Origin of the sequence: Paenibacillus chondroitinus NBRC 15376 (assembly GCF_004000765.1) — a bacterium.
In the GTDB taxonomy this organism is placed as follows: domain Bacteria; phylum Bacillota; class Bacilli; order Paenibacillales; family NBRC-103111; genus Paenibacillus_E; species Paenibacillus_E chondroitinus.
This window is the reverse complement of record NZ_BILW01000062.1, coordinates 1-21,290: the sequence shown is the minus strand read 5'-3', so window position 1 is coordinate 21,290 and position 21,290 is coordinate 1. Positions and strand designations below refer to the sequence as shown.

Here is a 21,290-nt window from a genome sequence, read left to right as displayed (position 1 = left end):
CTCCACCTCCTTAATACAAGGATATGCCGGAAATTTTGCGGGACATGTAGTTGGCTCCCGATACGAGGAAGAGACCGATCAAACCGCCGAACATGCCGACTGCCGTTGCGTAACTGTAATTGCTGTTCTCAAGACCCATCCGGAACACAAACGTATCGATAATATCACTGGTTGCGGAATTGCTCGGCGTATAGAGCAGCAGCGCCTTCTCAAATCCAATGCTAAGAATGGAACCAAGAGAAAGAATAAACACAACCGAAATCGTCGGGAGCATTTGCGGAATGGTGACATGAATCGTCTGCTTCAGCCGGCTTGCGCCATCAAGCTCCGCCGCCTCATACAACTGCGAATCTACCGAAGCCAGAACGGCACAGTAAATGATCGCATTCCACCCCATATACTGCCATATATCCGAGGTGATATAGATAGTTCGAAACCACCCCGGCTCATTGACGAAGAAAATCGGATCCATCCCAAAATGGATCAGCAACTGATTGACCCAACCTGTCGTGGGCGATAGCAGCTCCTTGATCATGCCTACGACAACAACAATGGAAACAAAATTCGGAAAATAAGAAACCGTCTGAATGAACTTCTTGACGCGCGGGCTTACGATCTCATTGATCAGCAGAGCGAACAGAATCGGCAACGGAAACGTAATCGCCAGATTCAGAATGCTCAGTACCAACGTGTTCTTAAAAGCTATCCAAAAGTTCGGATCGTTCATGAACAGCTTGAAGTAGCGAAGACCTACCCACTCCGTTCCATACACAGGCCCCCCCGGTACATATTTGCGAAAGGCCAACACGTTCCCTGCAATCGGCCCATACCTGAATATGAGGAAGTAGGCAAGTGGCAGGATGAGTAGGATGTAGTAATACATGTAACGCTTCCAATATGACCTAGCGCGATGATGAGATGTGCGCACAGTCGCTATTTCCATAGCGTAACCTCCTTTCCTGTGTGATGTGGTGCTGAAACTATCAAATCACATTTCTCGTGGAGATGAATACAGCCAGTTCGGGATCGATGTCATCGATTTCGCCTATTGTGTACAACGATTAATCGCCTATGTCACGCTTTTCCTTTCCATCGCAAGTTCGATTATTCCACCATGTCACACTTTTCTACCTAATCCTTTTATATCGATGTAACAAAGTTGACTTGCTCCCTCATTGCTAACTATAATTTGATCAAATCATAACAACATAAGGATGTGAGGACAGCGATATGCCTGCGATAATATCCAAATGGAAGAAGCTTGGTTTCCGAAGCATCCTTTTCCGATTAATCCTGTTGTTTCTCTCCATTACAATGTTTTTGCAACTTATTAACTTCTTATCGTATAACGTCCTTCTGAGCAAATTTGAAAACCAGATCGAACATAATTATGACCGCTCAGTCGCCAATATCGCATCCTCCTTGAACAATCTGTTCGAAGGCATTTATCAAACCAACTATTTGCTAGCGCTTGATCCTAATGTGCTGCGCATTTTTTCCGCGAACTATACCATCGACGATGTGTCCAAATATGCCGATATTACCGAAGCCATTCGTTCCTTGTCCCGCATTAAATCAAGCAGCAATTACATTGATAACGCTTACATATATAAACGCAGCGAAAAGCTAATCATCAGCGATGAAGGTACGTATGCATCCGATTTTTATTACGACAAGGTGTACCGTAGCGGACTGTATCCGAAGGATTTTTGGAAGGCGTATCAGGCGAATCACCACTTGTTCACGATTCTCCCCCCTTCCGACATTTCCAGAACCATCCGAAACCACGGTAAAACGAGCATTCCTGTCGTGCAGTCGATGATTGGAGGCTATTGGTCGAACGATTTATACGTGATCAATCTGGACGTGCAGCCGATTATACAACTTCTTCGCAGCTTTAAGATAACGCCGAACAGTATGCTTCTCGTTTCCAACCAAGACAATCAACTGCTGTTCTCAACCGAGGAGAATAACGCAGACATGTCAGCGATTTTAGAAAAGGCTGTGGGAGAGACAGCCAATCGCTTTAAGATGACGTTTCGCAATCAAGAAATGCTCATTATCAAATTCAACACCAGCTTTTTCTTCCAGCAAGCCAATATGATCGTTAGCGTTCCTATTACGGATATCAAAACAAATTTTAACAATTTCAGTAATTGGAATATCATTGTTACAGCAATCGCACTGCTGGTCGGGCTACTTATGTCTATCCTGTTCACCAAAATGCTATACTCGCCTATCCGGGCTCTCGTCCGTACGTTGCAGGATGGTCGGAGTATGCAGCGCAGCAGCGATTCGTTCAAAGAATTTGAATACATTAATAATGAAATTGACCGAATGAAAAGCAATGTCGCCCATCTGAATGAGACGTTGTCTTATACGCTCCCGCTGGTGATCGATCAATTTCTGGTAAAGATGCTTAAGAGTAATAGTCAAATGGACCACAGTAGGATCGACGATTTCCTGGCAAATTGCAAATTCAGCTTTATGCACGATTCCTTCTGGGTCGGGCTCATTCAGTGCAATTTCAAGAAGCCATTCTACGATTCGTTCTCAGAAGAGTTCCAGAATCAAGCTTCTCAACGGCTTCTCAAGCTGATGAAATCGATGATTCCACCAAGCTCTTCGGTCTATTTGCTAGAGATGGACACCAATCTGTTCGCCATCCTGGTGAATCTGCCCCATGACGCCGATACATGGGCGTATCATGAGTATTTGCAGCAAATTGACGATCTGTTTCAGACCGACAAAGCGTTCGTGCACATTCATATCGGCATCGGCAGGAAGCATACTGGCTATCAAGGCATGCAACGCTCCTACGTCGAGGCAATGAAGGCGCTCTGGCGGGTATCCCCGTTCGATACCAAAAGGATCAGCATTTATAACGAAAACAATCAGGACGAGTCCGGATATTTGCTAAGCAAAACGGATGAAAACAAGCTCTTAAACCTGCTGCTCTCCAACAAGCAAGAGGATTTGCAGCAACTGCTGAAGACAATTATTAATGCCAATATGAACAGCGCTATGACCGATATGAGCAGTAGACAGCTGTATATGCATCTGTATCTGATCGGTACACAAGCGTTGAAGCAGCTTGATACAACGATGGACGAATCCATCTTCAAAAACTACAGCGAATTCGTCATGTCCATCAGTACCCACTCAATTGGGGATATGGCAGATTTCATCGTGTCGTTTTACGATAGTGTTCTAGAAGCATGCACCCCTGTCCAGCCAGGGTTTGATATTAAGTTGTTTAAGCAATACATTGACGACTATTATCACGAAGACATTAGTCTGGACATGCTCGCTGACAAATACAACACCTCACCCAAGTACATGTCCAAACTGTTGAAAAAGGAACTAGGCATGACGTTTCAGAGATATCTGCAGGAGCTGCGAATTGCGAAAGCCAAGGAGATGCTGCAGCATACATCCAAGCCGATTCAGAAAATATTGGAAGAGATCGGCTTTAACAACCGTAACTCGTTTATTCGAACGTTTAGAAATTTGGAGGGGATATCTCCAACGGAGTATCGGATTCAGCGGCAGGTGCGGAAAGGGTAGGTGGGGGCTTCATACGAATTAATTGTTTCACCATACAATTAGAAAATAAATAGGCGTGTACGCAATGAGTGCACGCCTGTTTAACTTTAGACCTATGCAAACTGTGCTCCTCAATCAATGAGACTGTCCTTCCTTACTCTCGAAAACTCCGTCGCATAATACGCCATCGCGATAGTCGGTAAGGCGATTCCGATCAGCAGTGCCGCTTTCCAGCCCCCCGCTGCGTAAGCCCATCCCCCTGCCGCTGAGCCGATAGCGCCCCCCAAAAAGAAAATGGCCATATACAAACCGTTAAGCCTACTGCGAAATTCCGCTCCTAAAGAGAAAATCACCCGCTGCCCGAGAACCATGTTGGCGGAAACCCCCAAGTCAAGTAAAATCGCCGCAACTACGAGAATCGGGACTGCGAGTGCAGAACTTGATGGAACCAGCAAGGGAAGCAGCCCGGAAAAGATGACGATGGCCAATGCCCATCCCGTAGCCGGGCGAACCCATCCACGGTCTGCCATACGGCCCGCCGCTGGCGCCACAATTGCCCCCATTACCCCGACTAATGCGAACAGAGCGACTTCCTTCTGAGTGAAAAGAAACGGCGGACTTGTCAATACCAACGGAACTGTAGTCCAAAACAAACTGAACGTTCCGAATACACAAGCATGATAAATTGCCCTCCGGCGCAATGCCGGTGTCGCCTTCAGCAGATGCAGCATAGAGTGCAGCAGCGCCGGGTAAGCGGTAGTGGCCGAAGGCTTCCTTGAGGGTAGTGTCTTTGCCAATACAAGAGCCAGCGTGAAAATCAATGCTGCGGAGAAGAAATATATGGCGCGCCAGCCCATATACTCCGCTACCAAGCTCGAAATGGGACGCGCGAACATAATCCCCAGCAGCAGCCCGCTCATGACGTTGCCCACGTTGCGACCGCGCACGGCTTCAGGCGAAAGATGAGCCGCATACGGCACAAGGATTTGTGCTGCTACGGAACCTATTCCGATCACGAGTGAAGCGGTGAGGAACAAGATGGCGCTTTTAATTACAGCGGCAATTGTCAAAACGGCGGCTGTAAGGAGCAATGATGAAAGGATCAACTTACGATTTTCCAGGATGTCTCCGAGCGGTACGATAAATAACAAGCCGATCCCGTAGCCGACTTGAGTCAACGTAACGATGAGTGCGGCAGTACTGGAGGAGAGCCCGATGGTCGAGCTGATCGAGCCTATCAATGGTTGAGCATAATAAAGATTTGCCGCTATGATACCGCAAGCGGCCGCCAGGATAAAAATCAGCGATGGCGAAACCGACTTTTCCGTTGGAATGGAAGCTGAATGCATAAAAAGTCCCCTTTATTCATCAGAAATTTTCTGGAACATTCGTTCCTGAATTGATAAAAAAAATATGTTTTATAGCATTTCCATCACCGTGTCTATCATCTGCTGCATCTTGCTGCGGTCACCCTGCACCTTCGCAACTATATTTATACTATGATTCAGGTTTGAAAGCAGATAAGATAAAGTCTTGATATCTTTCTCAGGCATGATTTCGCCCGTCTCCTGACCTTTGCGCAGCAGCTCGTAGAAGGATTTCTCCAACTCGTCAAACCGCTCCCTGATCAACGCATTCAGTTGCTCATCTGGCGAATCCATGCCGACTGCTGCATTCGTAATGAGACAGCCCTTCGGCGACTCGCCACCCAAGGCGGAATCGATGTGTATCTCGAAGTACTGCCGGATTCCCGATTTTGCGGATGTCGCATTGACGAGGATGTCCCGTTTGGCTTGCCTCCACTTCTTGTACCAGTTGATCGCCTCGATATAAAGCGTTTGTTTGTCCCCGAACGTTTCGTACAGACTCGATCTGCTAAGATCCATAGCTTCCAGCAAATCGGGAATGCTTGCCGCTTCGTAGCCCTTCTTCCAAAAAACGAGCATCGCTTTATGAAGCACCGCTTCTTTATCAAACTCTTTGTAGCGTCCCATGACTCTCCCTCCGATTCCGTAGGTACAGTATAAACTTTTCCGGAACGATAAGTCCAGTATTTTCTGCAGCTATGAAAGTTAGCTCAGCCTCTCACTGTTGGGAGACAAATAAGTTTTGAAGTGGTGTTGGAACAATTAATAATTCTTTCATCAAAAATCCGCCCTGTATGAGCTGCCTTCAATGAAGTCTGTCTTTAATCTGTTAAATTGTTAGCATGGTAGCATGGTAGCACAACTCCTTGAGAAGTTACGAAGGCCGTGTTTAAATGTAACAATAACATGAAATGACACGACAGGCTTGCGTCATGGCTTAGTACCATAGCGAGAAAGAAGGCTATAGAAGTGAAAAGAACATTCATAGATTTGTTATTTATAACAGTTGGTGCACTAGCTTTTGCGTTGGGCATTAATGTGTTTGTCATCCCTCACGAGTTGGGCGAGGGTGGTGTGGTTGGCATTACTATCATTTTATATTATTTGCTGGAATGGTCTCCAGGTTGGACAAGCTTGATTATTAATCTGTTACTGTTGGCAATTGGATGCCGTTTGTTAACAAGAAAGACCGTATTATATACACTCGCTGCCGTTTCTCTCCATTCGTTGTTTCTTCATCTGACCCAAGGTTGGCATATTGCTTCAAACGATTTAATTGTGAATTCTATTTTCGGAGGGGTTCTGGTTGGATTTGGCATCGGACTTATTGTTAGGGTAGGAGGTACGACTGCTGGCACTGTTATCATAGCCAAGTTGATGAACAAGTTCTGGGACTGGAATATCAGTTTTGCGTTGTTGTTGTGCGATGTTGTTGTAGCAATGTCCTCTTACTTTATCATTGGCCCCGAAAGACTGATGTTCACCATTATTATGCTTTTCGTAGCTACCAAAGTAATGGAGTTCGTGATAGACGGATTGAATCCAACGAAATCTATAACGATTATTTCCAAAAAACAAGACCAGATCGCTCAACAAGTAAACACTCTTATGGATCGAGGTGTTACGGTCTTAAGCGGTCATGGTTATTATACGAAGACTTCCATGAATATTCTCTATATTATAGTCAAGAAACAGGAAGTTGCCCTGCTGAAGAACATCGTAAAATCCGCGGATCACGAAGCTTTCATGACAGTTCAAAATGTGCAGGATGTGTTCGGTAAAGGTTTTGTCGACATTCAAAATTCCTAAAAATCAGATAGCTCAGTGTATAACCAGTTTGAGTAAAATACATTTTTTCACAAAAATAATTATTGAACTAACGAGAGGCTCGCGTAAATTACTTAATAAACATACTCCATTTGAAGAGCGCTGCGAAGATCGCCCTCAGGAGCTTGCCCCGTTCGAATCGAGTTAAAAAATGCTTCGTTCTCAGCCATTTTCAAGATGAATTAGCCTTCCTGGATAATTATAAGCGTTCCATATCGGCAACTCAGCATAAAACGTAAGCTGATACGCATTCACAGTCGCACGCTCCACCACTACGCCGGCAACCGGACAAAAGCGCAGATGTGCGATAACACCGGATTGAAATTCGCATTCCATGTAAATATTAGCCACGTTCTCGCCCAGCTCGTGCATTTCCTGATAAGTAAACCGAGCACATTGTACCGATGATTGCGCAAGAAACATAACGGCGCTAATTCCATGAATGGCGGTGGTTGCAAAATCAGCATCCTTTCGTCCAACCCTGTAAAACTCATAGCCGATATGATGAATATCGCTGGAAGCCACACACTCATTGAGCAGTTTCTTCAGCTCCACCATCAACGCATCGAGTCGAGCAGGCAGTTGCATAATCATTCATACTTCTTTATAATTACACGATATTCTTGTTCATACTACAAGTTAGGAGAGAAATAGAGTGAAAAAGCATTACCGTTATACGGCGCTTTTATTGTTGATACTGGTGCTGCTGCTGACTGGCTTTCCCGTTCAGACCACTTATGGGGCTGGCAGCCAGTCGGAGAACACGCTTGTGCTGGGTACCAGCGCCGAATTTGCGCCCTATGAATTTCATAAAACTATAAATGGAAAAGACCAGATCGTGGGCTTTGATATTGATATTGCTCGTGAAATTGCCAAGGACATGGGTGCAAAGCTTATTATTGAGGACATGAGCTTTGATGCCTTGCTGCCCGCTTTGCAAAGCAGCCGGGTTGATCTGGTGATATCCGGAATGACACCAACAGATGAACGCAGGCAAAGTATCGACTTCTCGGACAACTATTACCAATCCAAGCAGGTATTAATGGTTCGTACCGAAGATAAAGAACGCTACAAGAGTATGGATAGCTTGAAGGGTGATAAGATCGGCGCACAAAAAGGCTCCGTTCAAGAGGAGATTGCTCGATCCGTTCAGGAAGCTGTTATTACATCTCTTGACCGCATACCGGACCTTGTTCTGCAGTTGCAGACGAAACGAATTAATGCCGTCATTCTGGAAGACACCGTTGCCGTCGGTTACCTGCAGAACAGCGCGCTTACACTTGCGGAAGCCGTTCCGGACGATGCACCTGTTCAAGCCGCGATCGGCATCCGCAAAGGGAACACAGAGTTGCTGGCACAAGTCAATTCGACGGTCGCCCGTCTAAAGAACGAGAACCGTATTACAGAGATGGTTAAACAAGCGAGTATGTTGTCTGTAGATAAGCCGCAATCATCTGGAAATATATTTACAATATTCTGGGAATATCGCAGCTATTACGCGATTGGCCTCGGTTATACACTGCTATTGTCTGCGCTTGGCGTCCTGTTTGGCTTCATAATTGGCTTGATCATTAGTCTGCTGCGAATGTCACGTATCCGGGCGATAACCTTGCTGGGTACAACGTATGTTGAGATTTTGCGCGGTACACCTATGTTGGCGCAGCTTTTGATTATCCACTATGGGCTGGCGCTCACACTGGGGATCAACTTTACCCCGTTGCAGTCAGGTATTATCACACTGTCCTTGAACAGTTCGGCTTATTTGGCGGAAATTTTCCGTGCGGGTATTCAAGGCGTGGATCGCGGGCAGATGGAAGCAGCCCGTTCGCTTGGAATGAACAGGTGGCTGGCGATGCGTCATGTTATTTTGCCGCAAGCGTTTAAGTCCGTTCTTCCCGCGATCGGAAATGAGTTTATTACGATTATCAAAGAATCGTCCATTATATCGGTGATCGGAATGGCAGATATTATGTACCAAGCTGGAGTCGTGAAGAATATCACGTACAAGGGACTTAGCCCGCTCATTATTTCAGCCGCGATTTATTTGGTATTGACTTTCACGCTGTCCAAGCTGCTTGGCGCATGGGAACGGAGGATGGGAGCTAGTGATCACCGTTAAAGATTTACGCAAATCCTATGGAGAAGCAGAAATTCTCAAGGGAATAGATATCAGCATCGAAGGCGGTGAGGTCGTAGTTGTCATCGGGCCGAGTGGCTCGGGGAAAAGCACCTTTCTGCGCTGCATCAACCTTCTGGAACAGCCCAGCGGCGGGGAAATCCTATTTGAAAACCAGTCCATTACCGCCCGTGGGCACAACATTAACGCCACCCGGGAGAAAATGGGCATGGTGTTCCAGCATTTCAACTTGTTTCCGCATAAGACTATTATGCAAAATCTGACTCTGGCACCTACCAAGGTGAAAGGTCTGTCAACCGCCAACGCAGAGAAAACTGCGTTGAAGCTGCTGCACACTGTTGGACTGGCAGATAAGAAGGATTGCTATCCTTCCCAACTCTCCGGCGGACAACAGCAGCGGATTGCCATTGCACGCGCCTTGGCGATGCAGCCGCATGTGATGCTATTTGACGAGCCGACCTCGGCACTCGATCCGGAAATGGTAGGAGAGGTGCTGGATGTTATGAAAAAGTTGGCTAAAGGTGGCATGACCATGATTATCGTAACCCATGAGATGGGATTTGCCCGTGAAGTAGGCGATAGAATTGTGTTCATGGATAAAGGTGTGATTGTGGAGGAAGGGACTCCTGAGCAAGTGTTTGGAAACCCGTCTAACACCCGCACGAAAGATTTTTTGGCTAAAGTTCTATAGGATAAGGTTTTCTTTAGATAAAATGATTATGTAGAGTAAAAAGATTTGCCTCAGAGACACTGTTCTCTGAGGCTCTTTTGTTTGAGTTATTTCACCCTGTACTCGTCGAAGTAACGCTGGATAATCGTCGTGGAGGCTCCCGGCATTTCCGGAAGTACATAATAGCCGTTCTTCACCGTCGCAGGCTCTTCGAAAATATGGCGGATCCATGGGATGTACTCCAGCATGATTGCATTCGGCGTCGCGGCGACGAGATGCTGGTGGATTTGGCCCATATCACCTACATGTGGGCATACCGGTAAATCATATGCATGGGCGAGCGCGGCGACTTGCAACCATTCGGTCACGCCAGCGAGGCGCGTTACGTCCGCTTGCACGTATTCGACTGCTCCCTGCTGGATATAGTCGCGAAACGCGTATTTCGTATACACATGTTCGCCAAGCGCAATCGGAACGTTCAGCTCGTCGGCCAGTTTGCGGTGATTGAACACGTCGTCGGGATTGAGCTCCTTTCGTTTTCTCCTTTCGGTTTCTGAATCACATAAAATGGAATATAATAACAATTCAGTTTTTATCCATTTTTTCCTATCTAAGCACATTTGATTTCAAACTGCCCGTTTAGATTTATCCCCAGCCACTACAATTAATATATTGTTACTCATATACTCTAACTCAGTAAAAAAACTTTAATGTCCAATTCAATACCAATTTGTCATCCACTAACACCAACAGTTAGTTGTTAGTTAGTTTGATGATGATGCAGTCGATTTCTAACCGCCCATTGACTTTCCAACTTCCACGTAATAAAATATTTTTACGTAACATAATCATTGTACTGGAGGCATCCTCTCCATGCTAAACGATATCCAAGAAAGGTATTACATCGAGTCACCTGAGCAAGCTACTGTACTGCTTAACCCCATCCGCGGGGAGATTATTGCACAGCTCCTCGAACCTGGCTCTGCAGCTGAAGTGGCTCGAACGCTTGGTGAGACCGCGCAGCGGATCAACTATCACTTGAAAGCTTTGGAAAAAGCGGGTCTAGTGCAGCGAGTCGGCACGCGGCAAGTGCGCAATCTGGTCGAAGTTCTGTACAGATCCATTGCCAAAACTTTCGTGCTGGCTGACAGCTTGAGCATGAAGCCTGAGACCGTGCAAAAGTTGAAGGACCAAAGCTCGCTGGCCCATCTTGTCACAACGTCAGAGCGAATAAGGCGTGACGCCATGCTGCTAATGGAGCAATCTGATGTGGGAGAAGAAATTCCCAGTGCTACGCTGCAGCTCCAAGTTCATTTGTGCGATGAGCATCAACGACAGGCGTTCATTGAGGAGTATGCTGCAATGGTACAGCAGTTAGTGGAACGTTACGCTGCCGGCAAAGATGAGAATGAAGCCTATCAAGTATTATTAGCCGTGTATCCGAAACCGAAAGAATGAGGAGGACGCCTACGATGAGTCAAGAACATGAGCAAGAGAAAGAATCAAAAAGAGAACAAAAGGACACATTGCCAGGTGCAGCTATTATCACATGGGAGCGCCCTAGAGAGCGCGTAGCTCCAAGCAAATCAGAGGGTCAAGTGATCTCCATTGACGATTATCGCCGCCAAGGTTTATCTGAGTCAGAAGCTACCTTTAACGTTCGTGAATTCCCTTCTTCTCAGGGAGAGGAACCCGTCCGTCTTGTCATCATTTCCTCTGGTTTTGGCCAGAAGCAACCTGCTTACCGTCATACGCTACAAAGCAGAGCCGTTGCTTAAAATCCTCAAAATAGAAAGGATGAATCCTATGAGCTTCATACCTATGGTTGTTGAACAATCCTCGCGCGGAGAGCGCTCTTACGATATTTATTCCCGTTTGCTTAAAGACAGAATTGTCTTCTTAGGAACAGAAGTGAATGATCAAGTAGCCAATGCGATTATTGCCCAGCTCTTGTTTCTTTCCGCTGAAGATCCTGAGAAAGACATTTCTCTCTACATTAACTCCCCTGGCGGTTCAACATCAGCCGGATTGGCTATCTATGATACGATGAATTTCATCAAACCTGACGTATCTACAATTTGTGTGGGAATGGCGGCATCCATGGGTGCGATTCTTCTGACAGCGGGTGCGCCGGGCAAGCGTTTTGCACTGCCAAACGCAGAAGTCATGATTCATCAGCCTTGGGGCGGCGCCCAAGGGCAAGCCAGCGACATTCATATTCGCGCTCAGCATATTCTCAAAACACGCTACACACTTAACCGCATTCTCGCAGATACAACGAAACAGCCAATCGAGAAAATTGAGCTGGATACGGACCGTGATTACTATTTAGAGGCCGCGGATGCGAAGACGTACGGTTTGATTGACAAAGTTATCGAGAGAATTTAAGCTCGAGACCAAGTTACTTAGGTTAAAAAGGGAACTATGATCCGCTATTTCCCTTGCAAACAGCCTTTCGGCAAGGCTAAGTGAACTGTGGGCCGCTTGTTCCATGAATACAAGCGAAATGATGCCAACCTAAGGCAAATAAGACCCTACAGTTCTGCATGGCTACCGGAATTAGCCGAAGTGGCTCAAATAGCGCCCCGTGGTTCCCTCCCACTGCTCGCTCGCACTGATGTAAGCGAATTGGGTACTAATAAGTCCTCAAAAAGAAGAAGCTGTCTCAAAAGTAGCAAACACTACTTTCACAGAGATCAGCTTCTTCTTTGTGCGATATGGCTGCTTCACAACCTAAACCCGGATAAGACCTTCCCTCGAAATCGTCAACTTCTCCCAACCGATGTCCGTAATCAGATATGTATCTTCAACGCCAACTACTCCGCGCCCGGGGAACGTAAACTTCGGTTCGATGGCGATGACCATGCCGGGAGCCAGCGGGTATTTAAAGCCTTTGGCGAGAACCGGCAATTCGTCGATTTCGAGCCCAATGCCGTGACCAAGGAACTTCACTTGGTCGGCGCCATACCCCATGAAGTGGGCGCTCAGTCCCGCTTCCTGCACTTGATCCAGCGCGAGCAGATACAGATGCTCCGCAATCATGCCTGGCTGCAGCTTAGCCTCCGTGGCGCGGAGCACCTGCTCCGCCACGTCGTAGGCACGCTGCAGCTCAGGGTCCAAATCGCCGATCACGAGCGTGCGCGTCTGATCGATCAAATACCCGTCGACCATGCAGCCGATGTCGACGAGAATCGGTTCGCCGCGCATCAGCAGCGCGCGGCCTGAGCTTTGCGGGCTGGACGGGTGGAGCCCCGTACCCCCGGCCGGCCCGTCAAAATAGGTGGGCACCGCTGCCGCCGCGCCTGTCGCGACCATTCCGGTGATTAACTCGGAATTGTACGCGCGCATGCGCATCAGCCCTTGGTGCCCGCGCAGCCGGAGCTGATGCTCGATGAGCGCCATCAGCTCAAACTCCGCCATCCCCTCACGAATGTGGGGGATGACCGCTTCCAGCGCCGCGTCGACGACGCGCGCCGCCTCCCGAATCGCCGCGACTTCGTCCGGCGATTTGATCATTCGCTGCTCACGCACGAGCAGCGAGCCGTCCTCCCAGGCCGCGCCGGGCAGCGCCGCCTGGAGCTTCCCAAACAGCTGGACGGGTAACACGTCCAGCTCCGTCGCGATCCGCAGCGGTGCATCCCCCGCCGCGGCGCAGCGCGCGCGAAGACGCTCAGCCAGCGTCTTCCAGGATCCCAGCGCTTCCACGTCCGCTGACGCTTCCTCCTCGGCGCGGATCAAACTGCGGCGAACGAGATAAAGTGCCTCGCCCTCCGCCGGGATAAACAAATACCCCGTCTGCATCGAGCCGCAGTAATAATATATATCCACATGATGGGTGACCAGGAAGCCGGACCATCCCCGTTTGATCATCTCACCCTGAAGCCACTGCTGCCTTAGCTGGAAAATCGTCATTCGTACCTCTCCTCACAACTCCAAGAATGTACACCTCATCTGCTATTATACATTCAAAATACCATTTCTGCAGAACACTTAATCCTCCAAGTAATCGGCTGCAAAACAGTATATGTTCTCGGGAATTTCAAACGAATGAACATAATGACCCCTGGTCGGTTTAGCGTAACGGAGTAACCGTATGTGGAATTTGTATAAGTATAAGGAAATACCTCCCCTTCATTAACGATCTTAAATAACTCCACCACCACCTCATTCTGTAAAAAAGTTCCAGGCAGCGGATTGTTCGCCGTATCCAGTCTTAAGTTTGCCTGCAAATATTGCAGGGCAACAGTCCTTGCCCTACTCTCATCAATTGAATGGATGCCCTCAGCCAGCTTCACCTGATCATTTTGCTGAGCAGCCGCATGAACCGCACGGTTCAGCGCATGCTTCCCATGAAAAAGCGTATGCATGGCCAGCTCTTCATCCGTTTGCAGCGCATACATCGACATGAACACGGCACTCATCAGCGCCATGAATAGCAGCTTATACACAACATCCCCTCAACCTTCAAGGCACATACTCACTCATCTTCATGCCGCTGGCGCCCATTCGGTCCGTTTCGGCAGGGACCGTTATCCCCACTAATCGATCAATAACAAAAAGCCGATGATACGGATAAGTCAGCTTCAAACTTAAGCCTGCTCCTCGCCAAACAGGCGATGTTGCATCCGTCCCGCCCGTTCCCGTTGTGGTTCCAATCATATACACGAGTTCTCCTGGCGTAAAACCCCTGGCCTCCATACGATTCCTGGACTCTTGAATCATCGACTGATCGATGTACCCATGTCTGCCGTTAGCGCCAATCTCCAGTAGATAGTCAACCTCTTTCTGCAAAACAGCCTGGCGAACGATAATGACATGCTTATACACAGGAGCGAACATGAACCAACAGAGCATAGTTACAAGTAAAACGAACACTAACAGCTGCTTCATGGATCAATCCGCTCTATGGTTCCATTAATTCTGGCACCTCCGTTGTTCACCTGCATGCGCGTTCCTGTACTTCCTCCAACCACATTGTTATAGATAACAATCACAACCATAATCAACATCACTGTCATCAAAATCGACCTCACAGCCTGCCCTCTGCATTAAGGCCTTAATGCCGTAATATCCGTATTGGCCTGCGTGCCATGCGTCGAAATATTCCGCCTTAATCCTGTCGAACCATCATTAACAATCGATGTAAAGAGGAAAGCAACCACAATCAACATCATAACGGTAACTAAAATATTTCTCATAACAAGCCACTCCTTTAGTTAATTGCATGAAATAAACGCTGACCTTCAGCAACCCACGGGTACATAAATACTCGAAACGTATTCAAAATCGGCAGTCCGGCAAGCACAAACAGCACGTAAGAAACTGCCTCTTTTTTACTTTCCCGAACTAACTCCATTTTTTCTTTATAGTCCTGAATCCTTTGCTTGAGCAGATCATAGTAGCTCGCATGTTCATTCAACCTGAGCACATTTAATGTCTCCCCGAAGCTGTGTGCTTCGTCCGTTCCCAACCTGATTTTGAACTGGGCAATTGCAGCTTCCGAGCCCTGATACCACTCATTGAGCAGCAGCCCGAACTGCGTCCGAATCGAGCGAGTTTGAGCAGCACATAAAGATAACTTTGCATGTAAACTCATATGTGAATCATTGTAATAAAGCAGATGATGACTAATGACGTAAATTTCCCGGACAATGCGATGAGCTCTCTTTTCCTTCAACTGAGCCAGCACTTTTTTATCGAAAAACAAAAATAGCAACAGGCAGGCCGCCCCGGTTAATACATAGATAGGCTCAATAAACAAAGTGAGCAATGGATGTTGTAGGCCAACATAACCTAAAACACCAACCAAAAAGGCTGCCAGCAACAGAATTCTCCTGCTACCTTCGTAGAGACCTGCATTCATCCGAATGCCACACCCTAGCAGAAGCTGCCTCTTTTCTTCTATCGTTTTTGCCTTTAGCCCTAAGCATTTAAACAACCAGTCAGGAAGCTTCTTCTCTCGAAGCACGCTCATAACCTGCGATGTCCTCCACCTACTTGCCCGAACAGGCACAAGCATAATCCCGTGATAAACGGCCGTCATGAACAGCACGAATAGTAGCAAATTAGATGCAATTTGAATCATTCATTAGGCCCTCACATTCTTCGCATTGAAAGATAAATCCCCATGATAAAAGAAACGAATATCAGCAAAAGCGCGTCCAAAATCATATTGCGTCCGCCAGGGTCCAAAACATAGTATAAATAGGCATTGTCAGCGTTTACTTTGAAATTAATGAACAAAAATAAGGCAAGAAATAAAATCGGCGTAAAATTGGCAATCCGAATCTCCAAAAGTCGATTTCGTTCCATTTGATCGAAACGCTGCGCTTTTCGCATGTCGATAATTAGCTCTTTGAAACTATCGCCAACAAAACTCCCTTCCGTCAAAGCGACACGCAGGATACCAACGAAATACTCAGCCCATGCATGGCCCAATGTGAGTGAAAAAATGCGCAGGCTCTCCTCCTTATCTCTTTGTGTCATCAGATTTCGATAAAGCTGCTCAAACACAGGCTTAATCGGATACAAAATGCGGTTTTCCTCTAAACAATATTTCAGTGCCATTTTCATATTTTTATGAGGATCTACCATGTAATACTGGTAAAATACTTCTACAGCCGGGAGAAACTCCAATCGGGTTTGCAGCCTCACACTAACCAATTTAAGTCGAAGCAGCACATAGGGCAGCGACACGCAGATGCAAGTCAAAATCAGAACACCTTTTACCGACTGAAAATACAAGATTCCCGCTATCACGCCGACTAAAAATAAGACAAAAGTCACCACCAGCATCGTTTGCAGGCTCATGCCTAATTCGACGGATTCCATCATCTCCTTTACATGCTTAATCAATCGACTTCTATGGCCCAAATATTCACTGAAACGATTGCCGAGAGAAGATGTTTTGACATAATGCAGCCTGAATCTGGCTTTGCGCTGTCGGATTAGTACGTGTAAAACGGATCGCACAGCCAGAAATACGACGATAAACAGCAGCGTCAGAAAGGCATATGTAGCGAAAATCATGCCATCACTCGCCTTCTTTCTCAATAAAACCGAGCTTCATCAACAAAGCATGCCCCTCATGGTCAGCCTTACCGATTTTCCGCGATGCAGGTTGCGACAATTTCCCGGGAAATTTCCAATCCTCTGTCGACTTGTCATAAACTGCGAGTTCCGTCACGCAAACCTCCTCATTTTCGTACCGATATTCGACGATCCGCACAATCTTCCTTTTCCCGTGGACAACAGCCATCTCCAACCCGATTTGTGTCACAAACGCGGTAATCCGCTTCGTCAAACGCAGAGGATCCATTCCCCTGCCGTCCAACATGCACATGTCCGTAATCGCATCAGGAACATCCTCAAGTTCACTTACGTGAACGGAAGTAATGCTGCCTTCATGTCCCCGCGTACAAGCTCTGACGTAAAGGTTCGCATCCTCGTCGCGAATTTCAGCATGACAAATTCGCTTCGGTGATTGACGCAATGCCAGCTTAAAAGCCTGCAAGCCCGAATGTCTCGGATCTTCCTCGTCAATTTCGTATTCGACGATATTTTTGTACGGAAAATCACGTTTCAAATTTAATTCAAACCGCGATTCGATCGTAATAATCCTTTCGTTATGATCCATTTCAGCGATGATCGCTTTAATAAGATTGGTTTTACCGGAATTCGTGGGGCCAATAACGACCAGGTTAAAATAAGAACGGATCAAACACCGAATTAACTGCTCCATTCGATGATTCATTGTGGCAAGCTCCGCAGAAGCCAAAGTCGCCAAGTCAAACCTTTTTACCGTATAAAAACGAATTGTCAAAGTAGGCTCAGCCGTAAATCCGAAGCCAGTCATCGTAACTCGCGATCCATCCCGCAGCACGACCTCGGCCCAGCGCTTTCTAGGATTCAGCGTATCATTGTTAAAAAGCACTAAATTTTGTTGAATTCTTTCTAATTCACGTACAGAAGGCAGCGCATAAGCGGATGGGATCGCATTCCCGCCACGCACCTCAAAAATCTGCCTCCCCACAACTTGGATCTCCTCAAGTCCCTCCTTATGTTTCAATACCAGCTCAAGTACATTCATCCCAATAATTTCTGCAAAAATCGCCTCCGGCAGAGTCGTGTATCCGCTCGTTCGGGGAGGCCTGCCGGTAAGCCTTCTTTTTGAAACCAGATCATGAATAACGGCAAGCAGCTTCCCACGATCCTCCTCATAACCAAGAATGGCGCGATTCAGCGTCTCATTGTAGAGTTGTTTCTCGGCCTCCGTTCTGCCTTTCATCGTCACAAGCTCACTGCGTATATCCTGTACCCATTGCTCAAAAATCACATCCTCCTCGGAGGACTGTCCACCCGTTCCCTCTCTTAGATCGTTGCAGCTTTCTCTATTTTCTGACCCTAATCCAACCATTTTTTCTGTGCTGCTGTCGATCGTCGGATAAATTCCCGTGTCAAAACCTGCTCCTGTGACCTTTTCCTTCAATTTTCGTTCGTGCATATAAGTAATAATCGAAAATCTTTCCTCGTTCACTCCTTTCACCCCGTTTCCTTGTCATTAACTTGCCGTTTTTCTCCCCGTCATCAGCTTCTGCAGCCATGTAATTTGCCGTACCGTTTCTTTCCTGGGCAGCTTATAAAAGTCGGCCAATTTGGCCGCAACAGCTTTAACCTCCTCATACATCGGATGACTTGGGGTCAGCATGTCGAACAGTTTGCCTTGATTGCAGCGAGAAAGCGCGTCCCCATGCTTAGCCATCTGTCCGATCAAATGCAGCTGAGTTTCCTTGCGGATATCTTTAATCGTAAACTCACTATGCTTGGAATGACGTTCTGTCTGAACGGCCATGAGCTCAAAACCGTCCGGCTGCAAACCAAAAACCGAGCCAACCTGCCTAATCCACCGTGAAAAGTCTTCCTGAAAATGAGCAATATCCGCTGTCGTAACGACTACTTTGCTGTCAGCTTCCAACAACCCGCAAACGGTTGCCGCGTTGTCCCAATAAGCATTGACCTCTATGATGCAAATATCAAAAGCCCTCCGGGCTACACGCAGCAAATGTACGATTTCCGATGGCGAAAAGAACTCTGCTTGCTCGCGCAGCATATTCCCATAGAGGACATACAGCCCGTGGGCTTCCTTTGGTTTATCACAAACGAGCAGCAGCCTATCGGGTGTCAAGCTTTGAGCTTTGAGCTCCGCACGCAAGCCATCCAGGGTAAAGCCGTTTTCGTCTCTCCCTAAATAGCAGTGGAGCTTAGAGCTTTTTAGATTCAAGCATACATATCCGACCTTCTGCGACGTCTCCGCCGCCAGCGAATAAGCCACACCAAAAGAAGCCAGGGTCGTCCCGATATTTGGCGTGGATCCGATAAATGTAACTATTTTACCTACGGGCTGTTGGTATCTTAAATCTCCTCCGAACCCGTCCACCCATGCCCGTATGTCATCCGCAATCACTGCGGTGCTGCGTCCCGGCTGAATGTAGTCCAGCCTCATAAGTTTGCACATTTTCACATACTTTTCATTGATCGTTACATCGTGATAATTGGAAAGCAAAACAATGATTTTCAAGTCGGGTTTTGCTTGCTGCAGCCCTTCAAGGAACTCCTCCAAGCCGCCGAAATCCAGTTCGCGATCGGATATAATCACATGTGAAAATGTTAACTCCGCTAAATGACTGATCAAATCCGCAGCTGTTGATGAAATGATCCAGTTCAATGGTTTTCTATAAACGACGTGAATAATTTCGTCTATTAATCTTTGATCTGTTGAAAGTAAACCGATATTCATACCTCATCCCTCCTTCTCTTTCATTCTCCGGTCAAAATGGAAGAGGAACTGAAAGCAATAACCAATTTTGCTTTCTTCGAGCTGCATAAACGATCAATCTCCAGCCACTCATTTTCGGTTAAATTCAAGTTGATTTGGTCAATAGCTCCGTTTGCTTCCAAGCGGGAAGCATACATTTTCTCCTTATCACCTTCCACCTTGGATAACAAATTTGGATTTTTGGGGTTGTCCACTTCCACATTCGCCGAGGATTTTACAGAAGCAACCGTAATTTCTTTTTCTTCAAAAAGCCTCCGTGAGCCGCCGTCCTCCGTACCCGAGACATACACACGAACACGATCTCCAGCCCGAATGCCGTTAGATACCGACAGCAAATATTCTTTAGGCATTTGGAAAGTGGCCTGCCGCTCATTCGGAAGCATATGATAACGGTTTACCTTCCATTTCAAAATAGGTTCTTTCGTGCCCAGCGGTATTAACGTTTCCTGCCCGATGATCTCGTTCAAACTAGTCAGCATACCGGATGTGTAGCTTCCCTTCTGTACAGGCCGGAGCTCCACCATGTCCTCACGTATTAAGACTCCCGCACGAATAAAATCCTTTGGAACCACGACCGGAATCGTCTGCTGCATCTCCACCTGATTAACTTGCAGCACGTATACCCCATACACGAGCATAGCCGCCGTAACAGCAGCCACCACAGCAATAAGCAGGCTTCTTCTGCGATTCAAACTCTCACCTCCATCGATTATAAAAAAACAAAAAAAACGCAGGTCTCGGACATTCATCCGAAATCTGCGTTCTTCGCACATTAAAAATAGCATAGAATCTTCCATATTTCAACATAAAAATGGAATTTATCTATTTCTCGTCCGTTCATGCAAAAAAATTAGCCATTCCTTGTACTAATGTTGGGGGACGAGGGCTTGAGGGTTTCTCATTTCTACGCCTACCGCCACTATCCCTTTGACTCAGATTTTCGCATAAACAAGCTCTATCCCTCTCTACCCCTTCCTGCCTGTCTACCCTGTAGATACAACAGAAAGTATGCGAAATCGCATAATAGAGCCTAAGTTCATTCCACTTCCGCGAGCGTTGGAAGTGCAGGAATGGCGCCGCGACGCGTAGTGGTGATGGCGCCCACGCGGTTGGCAAAGCCAAAAACGCGCTCAGCAACGCCAGCTTCAGCCAGCACGTCAACGACGTTCGCAGGCGTCACGCCCAGCGACGCCAGCTGAAAGAGCATGCCGCCGACGAAGCTGTCGCCGGCGCCTGTTGTATCCACGGCTGCCACCGGCGTGCCGGGGATGACTACATCCTGCCGCGCGCTCACAACGCGGCAGCCCTCAGGGCCTAAAGTGATGATAATCACTTTAGGTCCGCGCTGCAGCAGCTGCTGCGCCCCAGTGGTCGCGTCCACGCCGAGGAGGAATTCGATCTCCTCCTCGCTGACCTTGACCACATCCGCAAACGGAAGCTGCGCAAGGATTTCGGTCCGAGCCGCGTCCGCGCTCGGCCAAAGCGCTAGGCGCACGTTGGGGTCGTACGACACCAGTGCGCCAAGATCTTTCGCCCTTTGCGCTGCATCCAGCGTCGCGGTGCGGCAAGGCTCGGCTATCAAGGATACCGAGCCGAAATGATAGACCGCTGCGTCTTCCAGCCACTGCGACTGGACTTCGTCTGCGCGCAGGAGCATGTCCGCCGCCGGGTCGCGGAAAAACAGGAAATCGCGCTCACCATCCGCGCGCAGCGAAACAAAAGCCAGACCGGTCTTCGCCTCATCGGTCTGGACAACGGCCGTCTGCACGCCGACTTCGTCAAGCGTGCGCACGAGGAAATCGCCGAAGGGGTCTCGGCCGATTTTGCCGATAAACCTTGCGTCGCCGCCTAGTTTGGCGACCGCCGCCGCCACATTGGCGGGTGCTCCGCCCGCCGCCCGTTGGAAGC

The 21,290-nt window shown here is 47.6% G+C and carries 23 protein-coding genes; 7 read left to right on the top strand and 16 right to left on the bottom strand.

Annotation, left to right across the window (positions count from 1 at the left end):
- Positions 1-10 precede the first annotated feature (10 nt).
- Entirely contained in the window at positions 11-943 is a 933-nt protein-coding gene (locus PCH02S_RS33030; RefSeq protein WP_127458352.1) for an ABC transporter permease, read from the bottom strand.
- Between the two features lie 287 nt (positions 944-1,230).
- Here PCH02S_RS33030 and PCH02S_RS33025 point away from each other — a divergent pair, with 287 nt between their 5' ends.
- Positions 1,231-3,567, top strand: coding sequence for a helix-turn-helix domain-containing protein (locus PCH02S_RS33025; protein ID WP_127458351.1), 2,337 nt, complete (start codon positions 1,231-1,233; stop codon positions 3,565-3,567).
- Between the two features lie 110 nt (positions 3,568-3,677).
- On the opposite strand, the gene PCH02S_RS33020 is transcribed toward PCH02S_RS33025, so the two are convergent.
- Together PCH02S_RS33020 and PCH02S_RS33015 are read right to left on the bottom strand one after the other, a co-directional pair.
- Positions 3,678-4,895 carry an MFS transporter gene (locus PCH02S_RS33020; protein WP_127458350.1) on the bottom strand — a complete coding sequence of 406 codons (1,218 nt, stop codon included), beginning with the start codon at positions 4,893-4,895 and terminating at the stop codon, positions 3,678-3,680.
- A gap of 69 nt (positions 4,896-4,964) precedes the next feature.
- Entirely contained in the window at positions 4,965-5,540 is a 576-nt protein-coding gene (locus PCH02S_RS33015; RefSeq protein WP_127458349.1) for a TetR/AcrR family transcriptional regulator, read from the bottom strand.
- Positions 5,541-5,882: 342 nt separating this feature from the next.
- On the opposite strand from PCH02S_RS33015, the gene PCH02S_RS33010 reads away from it, so the two are divergent.
- On the top strand, positions 5,883-6,722 hold the full coding sequence (locus PCH02S_RS33010) for a YitT family protein (protein WP_127458348.1): 840 nt from the start codon (positions 5,883-5,885) through the stop codon (positions 6,720-6,722).
- Between the two features lie 180 nt (positions 6,723-6,902).
- On the opposite strand, the gene PCH02S_RS33005 is transcribed toward PCH02S_RS33010, so the two are convergent.
- The gene (locus PCH02S_RS33005) at positions 6,903-7,334 is read right to left on the bottom strand and encodes a hypothetical protein (protein WP_127458347.1); all 432 of its coding nucleotides are present in this window, start codon (positions 7,332-7,334) and stop codon (positions 6,903-6,905) included.
- A gap of 61 nt (positions 7,335-7,395) precedes the next feature.
- Here PCH02S_RS33005 and PCH02S_RS33000 point away from each other — a divergent pair, with 61 nt between their 5' ends.
- Positions 7,396-8,859, top strand: a complete 1,464-nt coding sequence (locus PCH02S_RS33000; protein ID WP_127458346.1) for an ABC transporter substrate-binding protein/permease — start codon at positions 7,396-7,398, stop codon at positions 8,857-8,859.
- Positions 8,846-9,568 (top strand): amino acid ABC transporter ATP-binding protein, encoded by a 723-nt coding sequence (locus tag PCH02S_RS32995; protein ID WP_127458345.1) that lies wholly within the window; start codon positions 8,846-8,848, stop codon positions 9,566-9,568. Before PCH02S_RS33000 ends, PCH02S_RS32995 begins: the two co-directional genes overlap by 14 nt.
- Positions 9,569-9,654: 86 nt before the next feature.
- Here PCH02S_RS32995 and PCH02S_RS32990 read toward each other — a convergent pair whose 3' ends face one another.
- A complete protein-coding gene (locus PCH02S_RS32990; protein ID WP_246069371.1) occupies positions 9,655-10,059 on the bottom strand; it encodes an enolase C-terminal domain-like protein in 405 nt (134 codons plus the stop codon).
- A gap of 361 nt (positions 10,060-10,420) precedes the next feature.
- Between PCH02S_RS32990 and PCH02S_RS32985 the strand changes: the two genes are divergently transcribed.
- Genes PCH02S_RS32985 through clpP form a run of 3 tightly spaced genes read left to right on the top strand, consistent with a single transcriptional unit; the run spans position 10,421 to position 11,935 of the window.
- A complete protein-coding gene (locus PCH02S_RS32985) occupies positions 10,421-11,005 on the top strand; it encodes an ArsR/SmtB family transcription factor (protein ID WP_127458344.1) in 585 nt (194 codons plus the stop codon).
- A gap of 14 nt (positions 11,006-11,019) precedes the next feature.
- Positions 11,020-11,325 carry a hypothetical protein gene (locus tag PCH02S_RS32980; RefSeq protein ID WP_127458343.1) on the top strand — a complete coding sequence of 102 codons (306 nt, stop codon included), beginning with the start codon at positions 11,020-11,022 and terminating at the stop codon, positions 11,323-11,325.
- A 28-nt stretch (positions 11,326-11,353) separates the two neighbouring features.
- On the top strand, positions 11,354-11,935 hold the full coding sequence (gene clpP, locus PCH02S_RS32975) for an ATP-dependent Clp endopeptidase proteolytic subunit ClpP (protein WP_127458342.1): 582 nt from the start codon (positions 11,354-11,356) through the stop codon (positions 11,933-11,935).
- A 345-nt stretch (positions 11,936-12,280) separates the two neighbouring features.
- Here the strand turns inward: clpP and PCH02S_RS32970 are convergent, their stop codons facing one another.
- From PCH02S_RS32970 to PCH02S_RS32930, 11 genes are all read right to left on the bottom strand, one after another.
- On the bottom strand, positions 12,281-13,459 hold the full coding sequence (locus PCH02S_RS32970; protein ID WP_127458341.1) for a M24 family metallopeptidase: 1,179 nt from the start codon (positions 13,457-13,459) through the stop codon (positions 12,281-12,283).
- 53 nt (positions 13,460-13,512) lie between these two features.
- On the bottom strand, positions 13,513-13,995 hold the full coding sequence (locus PCH02S_RS32965) for a hypothetical protein (protein WP_127458340.1): 483 nt from the start codon (positions 13,993-13,995) through the stop codon (positions 13,513-13,515).
- A gap of 16 nt (positions 13,996-14,011) precedes the next feature.
- The gene (locus PCH02S_RS32960; protein ID WP_127458339.1) at positions 14,012-14,437 is read right to left on the bottom strand and encodes a hypothetical protein; all 426 of its coding nucleotides are present in this window, start codon (positions 14,435-14,437) and stop codon (positions 14,012-14,014) included.
- Positions 14,434-14,565, bottom strand: a complete 132-nt coding sequence (locus PCH02S_RS36795; protein ID WP_268597730.1) for a hypothetical protein — start codon at positions 14,563-14,565, stop codon at positions 14,434-14,436. The genes PCH02S_RS32960 and PCH02S_RS36795 overlap by 4 nt, the downstream gene beginning before the upstream one ends.
- 30 nt (positions 14,566-14,595) lie before the next feature.
- Positions 14,596-14,745 (bottom strand): hypothetical protein, encoded by a 150-nt coding sequence (locus PCH02S_RS36030; protein WP_164819826.1) that lies wholly within the window; start codon positions 14,743-14,745, stop codon positions 14,596-14,598.
- Positions 14,746-14,759: 14 nt separating this feature from the next.
- Positions 14,760-15,515, bottom strand: a complete 756-nt coding sequence (locus tag PCH02S_RS32955) for a hypothetical protein (RefSeq protein ID WP_127458338.1) — start codon at positions 15,513-15,515, stop codon at positions 14,760-14,762.
- Positions 15,516-15,643: 128 nt separating this feature from the next.
- Positions 15,644-16,576 carry a hypothetical protein gene (locus PCH02S_RS32950; RefSeq protein ID WP_127458337.1) on the bottom strand — a complete coding sequence of 311 codons (933 nt, stop codon included), beginning with the start codon at positions 16,574-16,576 and terminating at the stop codon, positions 15,644-15,646.
- Positions 16,577-16,580: 4 nt separating this feature from the next.
- Positions 16,581-18,083 carry an ATPase, T2SS/T4P/T4SS family gene (locus tag PCH02S_RS32945; RefSeq protein WP_246069369.1) on the bottom strand — a complete coding sequence of 501 codons (1,503 nt, stop codon included), beginning with the start codon at positions 18,081-18,083 and terminating at the stop codon, positions 16,581-16,583.
- A 24-nt stretch (positions 18,084-18,107) separates the two neighbouring features.
- On the bottom strand, positions 18,108-19,343 hold the full coding sequence (locus tag PCH02S_RS32940; RefSeq protein ID WP_127458336.1) for an AAA family ATPase: 1,236 nt from the start codon (positions 19,341-19,343) through the stop codon (positions 18,108-18,110).
- 20 nt (positions 19,344-19,363) lie between these two features.
- Positions 19,364-20,074: a CpaB family protein gene (locus tag PCH02S_RS32935; RefSeq protein ID WP_127458335.1), complete on the bottom strand. Its 711-nt coding sequence runs from the start codon at positions 20,072-20,074 to the stop codon at positions 19,364-19,366.
- Positions 20,075-20,418: 344 nt separating this feature from the next.
- On the bottom strand, positions 20,419-21,290 hold an 872-nt coding region (locus tag PCH02S_RS32930), incomplete at its 5' end, for a PfkB family carbohydrate kinase (RefSeq protein WP_127458334.1).